Annotated in this window: 15 protein-coding genes; 7 read left to right on the top strand and 8 right to left on the bottom strand. The window is 70.4% G+C overall.

All coding sequences use genetic code 11. The features are described from left to right. Positions 1-85 precede the first annotated feature (85 nt). From ACFYZA_RS19235 to ACFYZA_RS19220, 4 genes are all read left to right on the top strand, one after another. A complete protein-coding gene (locus tag ACFYZA_RS19235; RefSeq protein ID WP_382600767.1) occupies positions 86-1669 on the top strand; it encodes an acyl-CoA carboxylase subunit beta in 1584 nt (527 codons plus the stop codon). Positions 1670-1705: 36 nt separating this feature from the next. Continuing rightward, the gene (locus ACFYZA_RS19230) at positions 1706-1921 is read left to right on the top strand and encodes an acyl-CoA carboxylase subunit epsilon (protein ID WP_382600769.1); all 216 of its coding nucleotides are present in this window, start codon (positions 1706-1708) and stop codon (positions 1919-1921) included. Between the two features lie 145 nt (positions 1922-2066). After that, positions 2067-2660 carry a TetR/AcrR family transcriptional regulator gene (locus ACFYZA_RS19225; RefSeq protein WP_382600771.1) on the top strand — a complete coding sequence of 198 codons (594 nt, stop codon included), beginning with the start codon at positions 2067-2069 and terminating at the stop codon, positions 2658-2660. Continuing rightward, the gene (locus tag ACFYZA_RS19220) at positions 2653-3483 is read left to right on the top strand and encodes an alpha/beta fold hydrolase (RefSeq protein WP_388491769.1); all 831 of its coding nucleotides are present in this window, start codon (positions 2653-2655) and stop codon (positions 3481-3483) included. The genes ACFYZA_RS19225 and ACFYZA_RS19220 overlap by 8 nt, the downstream gene beginning before the upstream one ends. A 42-nt stretch (positions 3484-3525) precedes the next feature. Here the strand turns inward: ACFYZA_RS19220 and ACFYZA_RS19215 are convergent, their stop codons facing one another. From ACFYZA_RS19215 to ACFYZA_RS19180, 8 genes are all read right to left on the bottom strand, one after another. Next, the gene (locus ACFYZA_RS19215) at positions 3526-4107 is read right to left on the bottom strand and encodes an ATP/GTP-binding protein (RefSeq protein ID WP_100577617.1); all 582 of its coding nucleotides are present in this window, start codon (positions 4105-4107) and stop codon (positions 3526-3528) included. Beyond that, positions 4088-4669, bottom strand: a complete 582-nt coding sequence (locus tag ACFYZA_RS19210) for a DUF742 domain-containing protein (RefSeq protein ID WP_382600775.1) — start codon at positions 4667-4669, stop codon at positions 4088-4090. The genes ACFYZA_RS19215 and ACFYZA_RS19210 overlap by 20 nt, the downstream gene beginning before the upstream one ends. 111 nt (positions 4670-4780) lie before the next feature. Continuing rightward, positions 4781-5194, bottom strand: a complete 414-nt coding sequence (locus ACFYZA_RS19205) for a roadblock/LC7 domain-containing protein (protein ID WP_053725133.1) — start codon at positions 5192-5194, stop codon at positions 4781-4783. Positions 5195-5204: 10 nt separating this feature from the next. Then, complete coding sequence (locus tag ACFYZA_RS19200) at positions 5205-8405, bottom strand: nitrate- and nitrite sensing domain-containing protein (protein WP_388491766.1); 3201 nt, start codon at positions 8403-8405, stop codon at positions 5205-5207. 370 nt (positions 8406-8775) lie between these two features. Further along, positions 8776-9357 carry an ATP/GTP-binding protein gene (locus ACFYZA_RS19195; RefSeq protein ID WP_100577621.1) on the bottom strand — a complete coding sequence of 194 codons (582 nt, stop codon included), beginning with the start codon at positions 9355-9357 and terminating at the stop codon, positions 8776-8778. Next, on the bottom strand, positions 9338-9745 hold the full coding sequence (locus ACFYZA_RS19190; protein ID WP_053727885.1) for a DUF742 domain-containing protein: 408 nt from the start codon (positions 9743-9745) through the stop codon (positions 9338-9340). Before ACFYZA_RS19190 ends, ACFYZA_RS19195 begins: the two co-directional genes overlap by 20 nt. A 178-nt stretch (positions 9746-9923) precedes the next feature. After that, the gene (locus ACFYZA_RS19185; RefSeq protein ID WP_100577622.1) at positions 9924-10337 is read right to left on the bottom strand and encodes a roadblock/LC7 domain-containing protein; all 414 of its coding nucleotides are present in this window, start codon (positions 10335-10337) and stop codon (positions 9924-9926) included. 9 nt (positions 10338-10346) lie between these two features. After that, complete coding sequence (locus ACFYZA_RS19180) at positions 10347-14069, bottom strand: nitrate- and nitrite sensing domain-containing protein (RefSeq protein WP_388491763.1); 3723 nt, start codon at positions 14067-14069, stop codon at positions 10347-10349. Positions 14070-14650: 581 nt separating this feature from the next. Between ACFYZA_RS19180 and ACFYZA_RS19175 the strand changes: the two genes are divergently transcribed. The 3 genes from ACFYZA_RS19175 to gltX all read left to right on the top strand — a co-directional run bounded on the left by ACFYZA_RS19175 (position 14651) and on the right by gltX (position 17259). Further along, the gene (locus ACFYZA_RS19175) at positions 14651-14842 is read left to right on the top strand and encodes a hypothetical protein (RefSeq protein WP_382595118.1); all 192 of its coding nucleotides are present in this window, start codon (positions 14651-14653) and stop codon (positions 14840-14842) included. Between the two features lie 145 nt (positions 14843-14987). Continuing rightward, positions 14988-15782, top strand: a complete 795-nt coding sequence (locus ACFYZA_RS19170; protein WP_382594965.1) for a fumarylacetoacetate hydrolase family protein — start codon at positions 14988-14990, stop codon at positions 15780-15782. Then, positions 15775-17259 carry a glutamate--tRNA ligase gene (gene gltX, locus ACFYZA_RS19165; protein WP_382594968.1) on the top strand — a complete coding sequence of 495 codons (1485 nt, stop codon included), beginning with the start codon at positions 15775-15777 and terminating at the stop codon, positions 17257-17259. The genes ACFYZA_RS19170 and gltX overlap by 8 nt, the downstream gene beginning before the upstream one ends. The last annotated feature ends 142 nt before the right edge of the window (positions 17260-17401 follow it).

Below are 17401 nucleotides of genomic sequence, written 5' to 3'. Positions count from 1 at the left end.
ACTGTCAGCCCTCACTAGGAAAGCGGTCCCGAGACTGTTCGGAGTCGACGGAGGAAATCCTTGACCCCTTTCGTAGGGTCGATACATGACCGTTGTGGACCAGACCCCGGGTGAGCCGAGCGATACGCGTGGACGTGTGGCGGAACTTCTCGCCCTGCGTGAGGAAGCCCGTCGCGGGCCGAGTGAGCGGGCGACCGAGGCGCAGCACGCCAAGGGCAAGCTGACCGCCCGCGAGCGCATCGACCTGCTGCTCGACCCGGACTCGTTCCACGAGGTGGAGCAGCTGCGCCGGCACCGGGCCGTCGGCTTCGGTCTGGAGGCGAAGAAGCCGTACACGGACGGTGTGATCACCGGCTGGGGCACGGTCGAGGGCCGCACGGTCTTCGTCTACGCGCACGACTTCCGCATCTTCGGCGGCGCGCTGGGCGAGGCGCACGCCACGAAGATCCACAAGATCATGGACATGGCCATCGCGGCCGGTGCCCCGTTGGTCTCCCTCAACGACGGCGCGGGCGCCCGTATCCAGGAGGGCGTCTCGGCGCTCGCCGGCTACGGCGGCATCTTCCAGCGCAACACCCGGGCCTCGGGCGTGATCCCGCAGATCAGCGTCATGCTCGGCCCGTGCGCGGGCGGCGCCGCCTACAGCCCGGCGCTCACCGACTTCGTCTTCATGGTCCGCGAGACCTCGCAGATGTTCATCACAGGACCGGACGTGGTGCGGGCGGTCACCGGCGAGGAGATCTCCCAGAACGGCCTCGGCGGCGCCGACGTGCACGCCGAGACCTCCGGTGTGGCGCACTTCGCGTACGACGACGAGGAGACGTGCCTCGCGGAGGTGCGCTACCTGATCTCGATGCTGCCGTCGAACAACCGGGAGAACCCGCCGGTCCACGCCAGTGACGACCCCGCCGACCGCCGCTCCGAGATCCTTCTGGACCTGGTCCCGGCGGACGGCAACCGCCCGTACGACATGCACAAGGTGATCGAGGAGCTCGTCGACGACGGCGACTTCCTGGAGATCCACGAGCGCTGGGCGCGGAACATCATCTGCGCGCTGGCCCGCCTCGACGGCCAGGTCGTCGGCATCGTCGCGAACCAGCCGCAGTCCCTGGCCGGCGTCCTGGACATCGAGGCGTCCGAGAAGGCGGCACGCTTCGTCCAGATGTGCGACGCTTTCAATATCCCGATCGTCACTCTGTTGGACGTCCCCGGCTTCCTGCCGGGTGTCTCGCAGGAGCACGGTGGAATCATCCGCCACGGAGCGAAGCTCCTGTACGCGTACTGCAACGCGACGGTCCCGCGCATCTCGCTGATCCTGCGCAAGGCCTACGGCGGCGCGTACATCGTCATGGACTCCCAGTCCATCGGCGCCGACCTCACCTACGCGTGGCCCACCAACGAGATCGCGGTGATGGGTGCCGAGGGTGCCGCCAACGTCATCTTCCGCCGTCAGATCGCGGACGCCGAGGACCCGGAGGCGATGCGGGCACGCATGGTCAAGGAGTACAAGGCCGAGCTGATGCACCCCTACTACGCGGCCGAGCGGGGCCTGGTCGACGACGTGATCGACCCCGCCGAGACCCGGGCCGTCCTCATCGCCTCGCTCGCGATGCTCAAGACCAAGCACGCCGACCTGCCGTCCCGCAAGCACGGCAACCCGCCTCAGTAAGAGGACCTACCGGACCTCAGTCAAGAGGAGACGAACTTGAACACCCCGAACTCCAACTCGTCCGAGTCCCTGCTCCGCGTGGAGAAGGGCGACGCCGCTCCCGAGGAGCTCGCCGCGATCACCGCGGTCCTGCTGGCGCGCGCCGCCGCCCAGCCCGCTGCCGCGGCCCCCAAGCGCGGCCGCTCCACCGCGGGCTGGCGCCGCCTGGAGCGCACCCCCGGCTTCCGCGCTCCCCACTCCTGGCAGGGCTGACCCGCCCAGGAGCCGTACGCAGAAAGCCCCCGCCTCGCCAGGCGGGGGCTTTTTCGCTGTCCCCGAAGCCAGAGGCTAGGTATATTAGCCGCGAACCTAGGGGGCCTAGGTTCGGCCTGGGTGCCGGAATCGGGGGAGTGCGGGGATGGTCCGAGCGGGGCTGACGGTCGAGCGGCTCACCGTCGCGGGCGCCGAGCTGGCGGACGAGGCCGGGTTCGACGGCATCACGGTGTCCGCGCTGGCCCGGCGCTTCGGCGTCAAGGACGCGAGCCTGTACTCGCACGTGAAGAACCTCCGCGAGCTGCGCCAGCGCGTCACGCTGTACGCGGCCGGCGAGTTCATCGACTCCATCGCGGCCGCCGTCGCCGGCCGGGCCGGCAAGGACGCGCTAGTCGCCTTCGCCGACGCCTACCGGGCCTACGCGCTCGCCCACCCCGGCCGCTACGCCGCCACCCAGCACCAGGTCGACCCGGAGCTGCTGGCCGGCTCGGCCGTCATGGCGCGCACGGTGGACACGACGTACGGAATGCTCCGCGCCTACGGCCTGGCCGAGCCCGACCTCACCGACGCCGTACGCCTGCTGCGCAGCACCTTCCACGGCTACATCGCCCTGGAGTCGGAGGGCGGATTCGGCCACCCCCGTGAGGTGCGGAGGTCGTGGGAGCGCGGGGTGGAAGCACTGCACATCCTCCTGGAGCACTGGCCCAGGAGCGAGGAGGGGGAGAAGGACGATGACTGAGCCGGTCGTGGACACACTGAAGGTGCCCGGCGCGACCCTGCGCTACGAGGTGCGCGGCACGGGGCCCGTGCTGCTGCTCATCGCGGGCGGCGGCGGGGACGCCGGAATCTTCGAGCCGGTCGCCGAAGCGCTCGCCGACCGCTTCGCGGTGGTCACCTACGATCCGCGCGGCCACTCGCGCAGCCCGCTCGACGGGCCGGACGTGGACCAGTGCGTCGCGACGCAGGCCGACGACGCGTACCGGCTGCTGGGCCGGGTCGCGCCCGACGGCTCGCCCGCGTACGTCTTCGGCACCAGCTCGGGGGCGATCGTCGCGGTGGAGCTGCTCACGCGGCATCCCGAACGGCTGGCGCGGGTCGTCGCACATGAGCCGGTGCTGGTCTCGCTGCTGCCCGACGCGGCCGAGCAACACGCCTTTTTCGGCCAGATCGTGGCGACCTTCCATCGCGCGGGAGTGGGCGCCGCGATGGCCGAGATGAGTGCGGGGTGCGGTGAGGAGCGGGGCGAGAAGCCGGACCTCTCCGGGCTTTCGCCCCGGATGGCCACCACGTTCCAGCGGGTCCAGGGGAACTCGGCGTTCTTCCTGGGGCGGATCCTGGGGCAGTTCAGTTCCCATGCCCCGGACCTGGCCCAACTCGACGCGTGCGCGGCCAAGTTGGTGCCGGCGGCGGGCTGGGCCTCGTACGGCTTGCGGCTGTACCGGCCGGCGGCCTGGCTCGCGCAGCGGTACGGGGTCGCTCTCGCGGAGTTCCCTGGGGGCCACGTCGGCGTGGTGACGCACGCCCGCGAATTCGCCGTCAGGCTGGGCGAGTTGTCGCGCTGAGCGGAGCCCCGGATTCGGGGCTCCGCGCGCAGCTGCGTCTCGTTACCGCAGTCGTGCCATGAGGGCGTGTTCGACGAGGGTGATGAGGGCGCTTTTGGCGTCGGCGCGGTGGCGGGCGTCGGTGACGATGATGGGGGTGTCGGGGCCGATCTGGAGTGCTTCGCGTACTTCGTCGGGGGTGTAGGGCTGGTGTCCGTCGAAGCCGTTGAGGGCGATGACGAAGGGGAGTCCTGAGTTCTCGAAGTAGTCGACGGCGGGGAAGCAGTCGGCGAGGCGGCGGGTGTCGACGAGGACGACGGCGCCGATGGCGCCGCGGACGAGGTCGTCCCACATGAACCAGAAGCGGTCCTGTCCGGGCGTGCCGAACAGGTAGAGGATGAGGTCCTGGTCGAGGGTGATGCGGCCGAAGTCCATGGCCACGGTGGTGGTGGTCTTGTCTCCGGTGTGGGTCAGATCGTCGATGCCCGCGCTTGCGGACGTCATGACGGCTTCGGTGCGCAGGGGGTTGATCTCCGAGACCGCGCCGACGAACGTGGTCTTGCCCACGCCGAAGCCGCCCGCCACCACGATCTTCGCCGACGTGGTGGAACGGGCGGCACCGCCGCTAGAGCTTGCGAAGTCCACTGAGCACCCTTTCGAGCAGTGTCACGTCTGGCTGTCCGCCGGCGGACTCGTCGCCGCCGGGCTGGTGGATGGCGACGAGTCCGGCCTCGGCCAGGTCGGCTACGAGGATCCGGGCAACGCCGAGGGGGATGGTGAGGAGTGCCGAGATCTCGGCGACCGACTTGATCTCGCGGCACAGGTGGCAGATCCGCTGGTGCTCGGGCAACTGCCCTTGCAGCCTGGACGGTTCGGCCGTGGTGTGCACCAGCGCCTCGATGGCGAGCTGGTAGCGCGGCCGGGTACGGCCGCCGGTCATGGCGTACGGGCGCACGAGAGGGTTGTGCGCGCCGCCCGCGGGTGAGGGCTGGGGGGTCTGCCTCGGCTGCACCGGTTCGATCCGGGGCTGCGGCGGCTGGTCGTACGGGCTGGGCTGACGGTTCGGCTGCTGATAGGGCTGCTGGTACGGGCCCTGGCCCTGACCGTGTCTGCCGGCTGCGGAGGGGAAGTTGAAGCGGTTCTGGCCGTGCTCACCCGGAGACTGCTGTCCACCGCTGTAGGGGTGCCCGCCTGGGGGTGTTGTCACGTTTCCTCCTCCGACTACCGGTGCCCGTCCCATTGGGGCCGCGCCACCGCACCTTATGGGGCGGTGGCGAGAAACGCACGGCCTGTCTGCTGATTGAGAACTGATCGGTAACTAGTTAAGAAGGCTTCCCTGAAGCTCCGCGCGGAGGTCGGGGGTCAGCACGCTTCCGGCCCGGTCCACGAGCAGTGCCATCTCGTAACCCACCAGGCCGATGTCGGCCTCGGGGTGCGCGAGGACGGCGAGGGAGGAACCGTCGGACACCGACATGATGAAGAGGAAGCCGCGCTCCATCTCCACCACCGTCTGGTTGACGGCGCCGCCCTCGAAGATCCGGGAGGCGCCCGCGGTGAGGGACGTCAGACCGGAGGCCACGGCCGCCAGCTGATCGGCCCGGTCCCGGGGGAAGCCTTCGGACATCGCCAGCAGGAGTCCGTCGGCGGAGACCACCACCGTGTGGGACACCCCGGGGGTGTTGTCCACGAAGTTGGTGATCAACCAGTTCAGATTCTGCGCCGCCTGGCTCATCGGGCTCACACTAACGCTCCTGGTTGTAGGTGTTACTTGTGTCCGACCCCGCGTTACGGCCCTGCTGGACACCGCGCCGCAGGTTGCTCAACCTGCCGCGCACGTCCTCCGGAGCGCGGGAGACCTGGGGGCCGCCCTGCGGGGTCTGCTCGGCCGCGCCCTCGACCAGATTGGCCTTGGGCACCCGCCGGGGGAGACCGGAGGGAGTGACCCCGCCGGCCTTGGGCTCACGGAGCTTCTCGGCCCGCGTCCAGCGCTCGTCGTTGGTCGAGCGCCAGTCGCCTGCCGGTCCGTCCGAGGTCTCGGCCTGCTGCTCCTGCTCGGGCTCGGCCGGCCAGCTCTGCTGGCTGCCGCGCCGCGGCAGACCCGCGTCGGTCATCTCGTGGGCGGCCGGCGTGGAGCCCGGACGGTCGAAGCCTACGCGGTCCGCGGCGCCCGCGGGAACGCCCCGGGACTCCTCCGCGGATTCCGCTTCCGGCTGGAAGGGGGCCGTGTACGGCTCCTGGTAGGCGTTCTCCTGCGGCCAATCGCCTTGCGGCGCCTGGCCCGCGTACGGTGCCTCGTAGGGGCCCTGGTCGGCCGCCGGCTCCCGGTAGGAGCCTTCCGGATAGGCCGACTCCCGGTAACCCTCCTGGGGCGCGTAGGAGTCCTGTGCGTAGGCACCGGTGTGCTCGGGGGCGTAACCCTGGCCCTGGTACGAGCCGTCGTAACCGGCGCCCTGCTGGGGCTCGTAGGAGCCCTCGTAGGACTGGTCCTGCGCGGCGTACTGCTGCTGGTCCTGGTACGAGCCGTCGTACGCCGGGTTCTGCGGCTCGATCTCGTCCCGGTACAGCGGGCGTTCGCCGCCCTGCGCCTGGGCCTCCAGGGCCGCGCGGCGCTCCTCGCGCAGCAACGACCGGTTCACCGGGTCGAGTTCGCGGGGGTCGGACTGCTCGCCGCTCTCGTACCGGGAGTCGTCGAAGCCGAGCTCGGCCGCCGTGCGCATCGGCGCGGGCACGGCCTCGTACGGCTGCTGCTTGTGCTGCTCGGGGATGATCGAGGAGACCGTGAAGTCGTCGCCCATCGGCGAGCTCTCGCCACCGCCACCGTGGGTGATCGGGTCCGGGAGCATGACCAGGGACGTGGTTCCGGCCTGCTCGCCCGAGGGGCGCAGCTGGACGCGGATGCCGTGCCGGTCGGAAAGCCGGCCGACCACGAACAGGCCCATGCGCTGCGAGACCGCGGCGTCCACGGTCGGCGGGTTGGCCAGGCGGTGGTTGATGTCCGCGAAGTCCTCGGCGGTCAGGCCGATGCCCTTGTCGTGGATCTCGACCATCACGCGGCCGTCCGGAAGACGGGTCGCGGTGACGCGGACCTTGGTCTGCGGCGAGGAGAACGTGGTCGCGTTCTCCAGGAGCTCGGCGAGCAGGTGCACGAGGTCGGTCACGGCCCGGCCGTGGATCTCGGCCTCCGGCACGCCCGACAGCTCGATGCGCTCGTAGGACTCCACCTCGGAGGAGGCGGCGCGCAGCACGTCGACCAGCGGGACCGGCTGGTCCCAGCGGCGGCCCGGCTCCTCGCCCGCGAGGACCAGGAGGTTCTCGCCGTTGCGGCGCATACGGGTCGCCAGGTGGTCGAGCTTGAACAGGCTCTCCAGCTGGTCCGGGTCGGCCTCGTTGTTCTCCAGGTCGGTGATGAGGGTCAGCTGGCCCTCGATCAGCGACTGGTTGCGGCGCGAGAGGTTGGTGAAGATCGCGTTGACGTTGCCGCGCAGCAGGGCCTGCTCGGCGGCGAGCCGGACGGCCTCGCGGTGCACCTGGTCGAAGGCGCGGGCGACTTCGCCGATCTCGTCGGTGGAGTCGATCGGGATCGCCTCGACCCGGGTGTCGACCCGGCCCGGCTCGGTGCGCGAGAGCTGGTCGACGAGCATCGGCAGGCGCTGCTCGGCCACGTCGAAGGCGGCGTTGCGCAGCCGGCGCATCGAGCGGCTCATCTGGCGGGCCACCATGCCGGCCAGGATGAACGCGGCGAGCAGGGCGACCACGACGATCGCGCCGTTGATGTACGCGGTGGTCTTGGCGTCGTCGGCGATCTGGCCGGCCTCGGTGACGGCCCGGGTGACCAGTTCGTCCTCGATCTGGCTGTAGCCGTCGAACTTGGAGGTCGAGGCGGCCATCCAGGACTCGGGCGTGATGCCCGCGGCCTTGAGCTGCTTGGGGGTCTGGCCCTCGCCGAGCGCGGCGGCCATCCCGTTGTAGATCGAGCCGTCGGCGGCCGGAGCGGCACCGATGTGCGGGCCGTTGTCGGCGCCCAGCTTGGTGCCGGGGAACTGCTTGGCGACCTCGGCCGCCTTCGTCTGCAGGACGTCCTTCAGCCGCTGGCTGTCGGCGTCCGTACCACCCGCGTCGAACTCGCCGAGGGCGATGAACTCCAGGTAGTTGTACGAGTTGAAGGCCTTGACCTGCATCTGGAAGGTCTTGAGGTCGTCGTTGGGCCGCAGCAGCAGGTGCAGACCGATGGAGCGCTGGAGCGACTCCGCCGACTTGGCGAGGTCGACCGCGTACACCATGCGGCCGTAGCTGGTGATGTTGCCGGTGCCCAGGCCGAGCTCGTTGGAGAACGTGCTCAGGTAGTGCGGGATCGCGGTGTAACCCTCTTCGGTCAGCACCGGGTTCTTGGCCTCGACGCCCTTGGCGTACGCGGTCTTGCGCAGGTCGTCGAGGGTCTTCTCGGCCTCGTGCACCTTGGCGAGACGGCGCTTGAGGCTCGGGGTGTCCGGCATGCCCTGGACGGACTCGTCGAACTTGGCGCGGGCCGCGTCGGAGGTGGCGTACGCCTTGCTGACGATGTCGCTGTCGCGCTTGTTCTCGAGCAGCGGCTGAGCGGTGAGGTCACGCTCGTTGAGCAGGGCCTGGCCGTAGTCGGAGGCCGCGCGGACGATGGTCGCGACCTTCTCGGCGTTGCGGGCGTCGCGCCAGGTGGATATGGACCCCTTCACCTCGAAGCCGCCCATGACGAGGCCGACCAGCACGGGGATGAGGAGGATCGCGTTCAGCCTGGTGGCCACCCGCCAGTTGCGCGGCGAGAAACGGCTGTTGCTGCCCGGGGCGGCCTTCTTGCCGTTGTCCGGGGCAGAGGTCTGGGGCGCGGGCTGTGACACCGCCGTGCGCTGCGGCGGGGTGAAGTTGCCCCGCGCCTGCTGCGTCGCGGAGCTCGTCCTGCTTCGCTTCACTCGACCAACAACCTCTCGGAGCCGGCACCCGTGGGGCGTGCCGCGTGTGTTTCAGAGCCGTACTTCTCGGGGCCGTACTACTCGGGAGTTCGTCGAATTCCAGCACGTGGGACGGCTGCCATCCAAACGTCTGGAATCTGGGGTTCCGAGTGGCCAAGACCTCAGATAAAACGGGCATAAAGAGCGAGCCCCGCCAAATGACGGGGCTGTTGTGAGCGCAGTGACACCGGATGAACGCGGCGGGTTGCGGTGACACGAGAATTCTCTGTCGAAACGTTATGAACACAGGGGCGGATCGTGTCAAAGGACACAGTCCGCCCCCGTTTCGCCTACGACAACTGCCGTAGGGCACTGCCTACTTGAGCACTGCCTACTTGAGTCGTGCCATGAGGGCGTGTTCGACGAGGGTGATGAGGGCGCTTTTGGCGTCGGCGCGGTGGCGGGCGTCGGTGACGATGATGGGGGTGTCGGGGCCGATCTGAAGTGCTTCGCGTACTTCGTCGGGGGTGTAGGGCTGGTGTCCGTCGAAGCCGTTGAGGGCGATGACGAAGGGGAGTCCCGAGTTTTCGAAGTAGTCGACGGCGGGGAAGCAGTCGGCGAGGCGGCGGGTGTCGACGAGGACGACGGCGCCGATGGCGCCGCGGACGAGGTCGTCCCACATGAACCAGAAGCGGTCCTGTCCGGGGGTGCCGAACAGGTAGAGGATGAGGTCCTGGTCGAGGGTGATGCGGCCGAAGTCCATGGCCACGGTGGTGGTGGTCTTGTCTCCGGTGTGGGTCAGGTCGTCGATTCCGGCGGAGGCCGAGGTCATGACGGCTTCGGTGCGCAGGGGGTTGATCTCCGAGACCGCGCCGACGAACGTGGTCTTGCCCACGCCGAAGCCGCCCGCCACCACGATCTTCGCCGACGTGGTGGAACGGGCGGCACCGCCGCTAGAGCTTGCGAAGTCCACTGAGCACCCTCTCGAGCAGCGTTACGTCCGGCGTGCCGCCGGTCTCTCCATTGCCCGGCTGGTGGATGGCCACCATGCCGGCCTCGGCCAGGTCGGCTACGAGGATCCGGGCGACACCGAGCGGCATCTGGAGCAGCGCGGAGACCTCGGCCACCGACTTGACCTCACGGCAGAGGTGGCAGATCCGCTGGTGCTCGGGAAGCAGCGTGGCAAGGTGCGCCGGGTCTGCTGTGGTGCTGACCAGCGCCTCGATGGCGAGCTGGTAGCGCGGCCTGGTCCGGCCGCCGGTCATGGCGTACGGACGGACCAGCGGCTGGTCGCCTTCACCGTCGTACGCCGCGTCGTGCAGCGCGCCGTACGAATCGTGTGAGGCGGGTGGCGGGGTCATTGGTTCCTCCGGGCGGGGACAGCAAGGCATCTGCAAGCCGTCTGGCAGGGCCGGTGGGGGGAAGTGGTGCGGCCTGGACGGATGTTCTGCGTCGTGCGGGAGCCGTACGCGCCGGAGGGGGCGGCGCCTCGGCTCCCGACCCCCGGCCTCGCGAGCGGCTCGGCCGGGGGGTTTGCGGTCAGTGGAGCAGGCTGCCCTGGAGCTCGGCGCGCAGGTCCGGAGTCAGGACGCTGCCCGCGCGGTCGACCAGGAGGGCCATCTCGTAGCCCACCAGGCCGATGTCGCACTCCGGGTGGGCGAGTACGGCCAGCGAGGAACCGTCGGAAACGGACATGAGGAAGAGGAAACCGCGCTCCATCTCGACCACGGTCTGGGCGACGCTGCCCCCCTCGAAGATCCGGGAGGCCCCGGCGGTCAGCGAGGTCAGACCGGACGCCACGGCGGCCAGCTGGTCGGCGCGGTCGCGCGGGAAGCCTTCGGACATGGCGAGGAGCAGGCCGTCGGCGGAGACCACCACCGTGTGGGACACCCCTGGGGTGTTGTCCACAAAATTGGTGATCAACCAGTTCAGGTTCTGTGCCGCCTGGCTCATCGGACTCAACTAACGCTCCTGCTGGTGAGTGGGGTCCACGTGGAAGCTGCCGGTTGAGCCGTTGTTGGCCTGCCGGCCCTGCTGGATGCCCCGGCGGAGATTGGTCAGTCGGCCGCGCACGTCATCGGGCGCCCGGGAGACCTGGGGTCCTGCCTGGTGGTTCTGCTGCTGTGCGGTGCCCGCCACCAGGTTGGCGCGCGGGACCCGCTTGGGAAGTCCGGACGTGGTCACGCCGCCGGCGGCGGGCTTGCGGGCCCGCTCGGCCTGGCGGACCAGGTCGTCGTTGGGCGAACTGCGCCAGTTGCCGCCGCCGTTGGAGCCGGCCGAGCCGCCCTCGCGGACCGGCAGCCGCTCGGGCGCGGGCTGCTGCGGGGCATCGCCCCGGCCCTGCGGCCCCTGCTGCTGCGGGGCCTGGGCAGCCTGCGGGCCGCCCTGCTGCTGGAACCAGTTGGTCTCGAGCGTGTCGTACAGCGGGGTGCGACCGTCACCGGCACCGGCCGGCGGCAGCGCCTCGGGCTGACGCGGGGCACCGAAGTCGTTGCCCTCCGGGCGCCGGCGCGGGGCACCCGGACCGAAGTCCTGGCCCTGCTGCCCCTGCTGGCCTTGCTGACCCTGCTGGTACTGCTGCGGCTGGACCGGCTGCGGCGCGGGCGGCCGCGGCGCGTTGAAGTCCGGGCGGGCGAACGCGGAGGTCGCCGCCGGGTTCTGCCGGTCGTCGGCCGCGGGGCGCCCGTACTGGCCGGTGTCCTGGCCGGGCCGGGTGAACGAGCCGGTGCTGGAGGCGTCCTGGCCGGGCCGCGCGAACGAGCCGGTGCTGGACGGGTCCTGGTCCGGACGCGTGAACTGGCCGGTGTTCGAGGACTGGTCGCCGTACCCGTTGTAGGTGCCGGGGCGCTCGAACTGCCCCGTCGCCGCCGGGTCCTGGGCGGCCGGCGTGCCGAACACGTCGGGGCGCACGAACGTGCCGGTGCCCGAACCCTGGTCCTGCTGGGAGCCGGGCGGAGGCCCGTCGAAGCCCGGGCGCGCGAACTCGGCGGTCGCGGCCGGGCCCTGGCGGTCGTCGAGGGCGGGGCGCGGGTACTGGCCGGTGTGCTGCTCCGGCTCCTCGTGGCCGCGCGGCGCGTCCAGGGCCGAGGGCTGGTCGGTGCCCCAGCTCGTGGCCTGCGGCCGGGCCGGCTGCTGCGTCAGCGGGTTGCCGCCGGGCAGCTCGGCACGCGGGGCGCCGGGCGGCGGGGTCATCGGACGGTCACCGCGGCGGGGGGCCGCCGGGGCGCTGCCGAAGGCGTTCTGCTGGCCCTGCTGCTGCGGGGGCTGGCCCTGCTGGGGGCCGCCGTTCCGGGGCGGGAGGGCGGCACGCGGACCCTGGCCACCGGTGACCTGGCCGCGCGGGGCGCCCGCGCCGAGCCGTCCGGCCGGAGCGCCGGGGCCGCCACCGCTGAGCGGGCCCGCGGCGAGACCGGCACGCGAGGGCGGACCGCCCGCGAGACCGGGACGGCCGCCCTGGCCCGCCGGGGCCTGCGGCTGGCCGGCACCCGGCTTGCCGGGCACCTTCTTGCCGCCCTGGGCGACATCGACGGGCAGCATGACGAGCGCGGTCGTGCCGCCGGAGTCCGACGGGCGCAGCTGGATGCGGATGCCGTGTCGCAGGGACAGGCGGCCGACCACGAACAGGCCCATGCGGCGCGAGACCGAGACGTCCACGGTGGGCGGCGACGCGAGCCGCTCGTTGATCGCGGCGAGGTCCTCGGGGGAGAGGCCGATGCCGGTGTCGTGGATCTCGACCAGGACGCGGCCGTCGGGCAGCGCGTGACCGGTGACGCGGACCTTGGTCTGCGGCGAGGAGAACGAGGTCGCGTTCTCGAGCAGCTCGGCGAGCAGGTGCACGAGGTCGTTGACCACGCGTCCGGCGACCTCGGTCGCGGGCACGGCGGCCAGCTCGATGCGCTCGTACTGCTCCACCTCGGAGGCCGCGGCGCGCAGCACGTCGACCAGCGGGACCGGGCGGGTCCAGCGGCGGCCCGGCTCCTCACCGGCGAGGACGAGGAGGTTCTCGCCGTTACGGCGCATACGGGTCGCGAGGTGGTCCAGCTTGAAGAGCGAGGACAGCTGGTCCGGGTCGGCCTCGCGGGACTCCAGCTCGGAGATGAGCGAGAGCTGACGCTGGATCAGACCCTGGGAGCGGCGCGAGAGGTTGGTGAACATCGCGTTGACGTTGCCTCGGAGCAGCGCCTGCTCGGCGGCGAGCCGGACGGCCTCGCGGTGCACGTCGTCGAAGGCCGCGGCCACCTGGCCGATCTCGTCGCGTGAGTGCACGCCGACCGACTCCACGGAGGTGTCGACGTCCTGCGGGTCCGACTCCGAGAGCTGCTTGACGAGCTCGGGCAGACGGTCCTGGGCGACCCGGGTCGCGGTGTCCTGGAGGCGGCGCAGCGAGCGGATCATGGAGCGGGCCACGACGAACGCGCCGACCAGCGAGACGCCGAGCACGATGAGGATCAGCGCACCGTTGAGGATCGCGTCGCGCTGCGAGGAGTCGCGCAGCTCGCGCGCCTTCTGCTCCATCTCACCGAGCAGGGTCTGCTCGATGGTCTTCATCTGGTTGATCTTGTTGGAGTCCTGGTCGTACCAGTCGAGGTACGAGCGGCGCTGCTCCTGGTTGATGCCGCCGGTGTTCTTGAGCACGCGCTGCGAGTACGCGTTGGCGGCGGTGATCTCCGAGTTGCCCTTGTCGAGCGGGGCCATCAGCTCGGTGGAGTTGCCGCCGTTGGCCTCGTACACGTTCTGGAACGAGGCGAGCGACTGGCGCTCGCCGTCCTGCGCGGCCTTGGCGTACAGGCGGTCGGGCTCCGTGAGGTCGCCCGCCTTGTCCTTGGTGGCCGGCAGCGCCGCGGCGATGATCGCGCGCTGGACCGAGGCGTACTCCTTGGCCGAGGAGAAGGCCGCGAGCGCACGGGTCCGCTTGATCATCTCCGGGTTGGAGGTGGCCTGGGCCATGTCCTGGGAGAGGCTGAGCAGACCGCGGATCAGACGGCTGTAGGACTCGACCGTCTGGGAGTTGGTCGAGCCCTCCTTGTACGCGGTCCTGCGGATGCTCTCCAGGTCCTGGAGCTGGATCGCGATGTTGGTGACGTTGCGCCGGATCGACTCGAGCGCGTCGTCGTTCTCCGTGCCGCTGACGTCCTGGGTCGCGTTGATGAACGACTTCTTGACCAGGTCGGTGGCGGACCGGTCGGTCTGGACGCGGGCGTCCGAAGTCTGGGTGGAGAGCGGGCCCGCCGAGTCGTCGCGCTCGGTCTGGAGCGCGGCGGCGAGCTCGGTCGCCTGCTTGGTCATGTCGGTGAGCAGCTGCATGTGGTCGAGCTGCTGCATGTCGTTCATCGACTGCTGGATGCGCAGCCCGCCCAGGGTCGTCGCGGCCACCACGGGGAGGGCGAGCAGGGCGACGAGGCGGGTCGAGATGCGCCAGTTGCGCAGGGCTATTCGGGAGCCCGTGTCCACGGGACCCGTGGGTTTGCGGTCGGCGCCGGCGCTCTCGCCTCCGGACGGGCCGGCGGGCCCACCGGTGCGGGCCGTCTGGCCGCTCGCCTCGCCGGCCGGCGAGGCTGATGGGTTCTCGGGGCCCCGGGGGTTCTGGGCGTGCTGGGGCGAGGAACTGGCCGTCTTGGGGCCAGTCCCGCCCTGCGGCTCCTGCTCCGCCGCAGCGCTGCCATCCCTCTTGAAACGTCCCTGCACTAGCGTCGCAACCTCTGGACCAGGCGTCCCCCCGCTGTAGGCGGATGGGACGGTGTCGGCGTCATGGGGGCACTGCGCGCCCCCTGTGTGGTCTGAGTGACCGGCGCTTGTCCTGCTCCCCCTCCCGCCGCTCACCCGGCGCTGCGTTGCGCCCCTGCGCACCGGTCAGTGACCCGCGGCGGTGCGTGGAATTCCAGCACAGTGCCGGATCTCCAACAAGGCCCGCGTACCGGGCCGTGACCTGGGTGACACATTGTGAGTATCGCGTCACAAGACGTAGAAAGTGATCGCGGAGAAAACGGACTTATGCTTACGAGTCACTTACGGGCGGGGGGTGTCCCAGTCGCGATGATCAGGAGCGGAATGCAGGGTTCAATACCGGAATGTCCGTTCCTGGAGGGCCAGTTGACGGACCCTTATATCCCTTTTGTGGCTTGATTCGTGAGCAAACTCACATGTTGATCGTCGTCTCTACGTCCCTTTGCCGGGAATTCGAATGTTTAGCCTGACGCTTTACAGGGATGGCCACTCCGACAACCGGCGCCCCCGAGGCGTCCGTAAAGACAGGGTTCGTAGCAGAGATGAAGACGACGATGATCATCCGCAACATAGCCAACCCGCGCCGCACCACCCTGGCGCACCTCGCGGACGCCGAGGAACTGCAGCGGGCGGCCCAGCCGGAGCACACCGTCGAACTGCCGGCCCAGACGGCCAACCCGCGCCGCACCATCCTGATGAAGGCCCCGGCCCAGGCCGACGCCGCCACCGTCTGACCCGGCGGCCCCGCCGCGCCCGACCCGGCGGCCCCGCGACCGGGGGAAATCGCACGGCCGGTGCCCCCGCCCGCGTTAGCCTGGAGCGTCAGACTCCGGCCAGTCGGCCAGTACCAGCTAAGCGAAGTGAGGGGCGACAGCACTCGTGCGCATCGCCAGGTTCTCCATCGACGGCAATGTCGCCTTCGGAGCCGTCGAGGGCGAAGGCCCCGACGGTCTCGTACTCGACATCATCAAGGGCATCCCGTACGCGGACTTCGAGCTCTCCGGCACCAAGGTGCCGCTGAGCAAGGTCCGCCTGCTGCCGCCCGTGCTCCCCAACAAGGTCGTAGCCATCGGCCGCAACTACGCGGAGCACGCCAAGGAGCTCGGCAACGCCATCGTCGACGACCAAGGCCGTCCGGAGATGCCCGTCGCCTTCTTCAAGCCGACCACCTCGGTGATCGGCTCCGGCGACAACATCGAGTACCCCTCCTTCTCCAACGAGCTGCACCACGAGGCCGAGCTCGCCGTCGTGATCGGCCGCATGTGCCGCGAGGTCCCGCGCGAGCGCGTCAAGGACGTCATCTTCGGCTACACCTGCGCCAACGACGTCACCGCCCGTGACGCACAGAAGCGCGAGAAGCAGTGGGCCCGCGCCAAGGGCTTCGACACCTCGTGCCCGCTGGGCCCCTGGGTCGAGACGGACCTGGACCCGAGCGACCTCACCATCCAGGCCACCGTCAACGGCGAACAGCGCCAGCTCGGCCGCACCACCGACATGATCCGCTCCATCGAGGACCTGGTCGTCCACATCACCGAGGCCATGACGCTGCTCCCGGGCGACGTCATCCTCACCGGCACCCCGGCCGGAGTCGGCCCCCTCAACGTCGGCGACGAAGTCGCCGTCACCATCGAAGGCATCGGCACTCTCACCAACAGGGTGATCAAGCGTGGCTAACCCCCTGGACGCGAACGTCCGCGTTCGCTTCTGTCCCTCCCCGACCGGCAACCCCCACGTGGGCCTGGTCCGCACCGCCCTGTTCAACTGGGCGTTCGCCCGGCACCAGGGCGGCACGTTCGTGTTCCGCATCGAGGACACCGACGCGGCCCGCGACAGCGAGGACTCCTACAACCAGCTCCTGGACTCCCTGCGCTGGCTGGGCTTCGACTGGGACGAGGGCCCGGAGGTCGGCGGCCCGCACGCGCCCTACCGCCAGTCGCAGCGCATGGACATCTACCGTGACGTCGCCGAGAAGCTGCTCGCCGCCGGCCACGCGTACAACTGCTACTGCACCACCGAGGAGCTGGACGCCCGCCGCGAGGCGGCCCGCGCCGCCGGCAAGCCCTCCGGCTACGACGGCCACTGCCGCGACCTGAGCGCCGAGCAGAAGCAGGCGTACGAGGCCGAGGGCCGCAGCCACGTCGTCCGCTTCCGGATGCCGGACGAGGCGACCACCTTCACGGACCTCGTCCGCGGCGAGATCACCGTCCAGGCGGAGAACACCACCGACTACGGCATCGTCCGCGCGAACGGCGCCCCGCTCTACACGCTGGTCAACCCGGTCGACGACGCGCTGATGGAGATCACCCACGTCCTGCGCGGCGAGGACCTGCTCTCCTCCACCCCGCGCCAGATCGCGCTCTACAAGGCGCTGATCGAGCTGGGCATCGCCAAGGACGTCCCGTCCTTCGGCCACCTGCCGTACGTGATGGGCGAGGGCAACAAGAAGCTGTCCAAGCGCGACCCGCAGGCGTCCCTGAACGTCTACCGCGAGCGCGGCTTCCTGCCCGAGGGCCTGCTCAACTACCTCTCGCTGCTCGGCTGGTCGTTCTCGGCGGACCAGGACGTCTTCTCGATCCAGGACATGGTCGCGAAGTTCGACATCGCCGACGTGAACGCCAACCCGGCCCGCTTCGACCTGAAGAAGGCCGAGTCCATCAACGCGGACCACATCCGCATGCTGGACGAAAAGGCGTTCGCCAAGGCCTGCGAGCCGTGGCTGCGCGCCCCGCACGCCAACTGGGCCCCCGAGGCCTTCGACGAGAAGGCCTGGGAGGCGATCGCCCCGCACGCCCAGACGCGCGTGACCGTCCTCTCGGACATCACCGCCAACGTCGACTTCCTCTTCCTCGACCAGCCGGTCGAGGACGAGGCGTCCTGGGCGAAGGCGATGAAGGAGGGCTCGGACGCGCTCCTGCGCACGGCCCGCGAGAAGCTGGAGTCGGCGGACTGGACGTCCCCGGAGTCCCTGAAGGACGCGGTCCTTGCGGCGGGCGAGCAGCACGGCCTGAAGCTGGGCAAGGCCCAGGCCCCGGTCCGCGTGGCGGTCACCGGCCGCACGGTGGGCCTGCCCCTCTTCGAGTCCCTGGAGATCCTGGGCAAGGAGAAGACCCTGGCGAGGATCGACGCGGCCCTGGCCAAGCTGGCCGCGTAGCCGCAGGCGGTACGTGAGAGAGGGGCGGCAGCCGGCCGGCTGCCGCCCCTCGGCGTGTCCGGCTCGGCCCGAACTCCGGCGTGACACCACCCGGTGGCCCGCACCGCACGCCGTGCCACGCCATGCCTGTGCCGGGGCTCAA

Source organism: Streptomyces sp. NPDC001828 (genome assembly GCF_042892175.1).
Classification (GTDB): Bacteria; Actinomycetota; Actinomycetes; order Streptomycetales; family Streptomycetaceae; genus Streptomyces.
The sequence above is the reverse complement of the archived record's forward strand: the minus strand, read 5'-3'. Positions and strand labels throughout refer to the sequence as shown.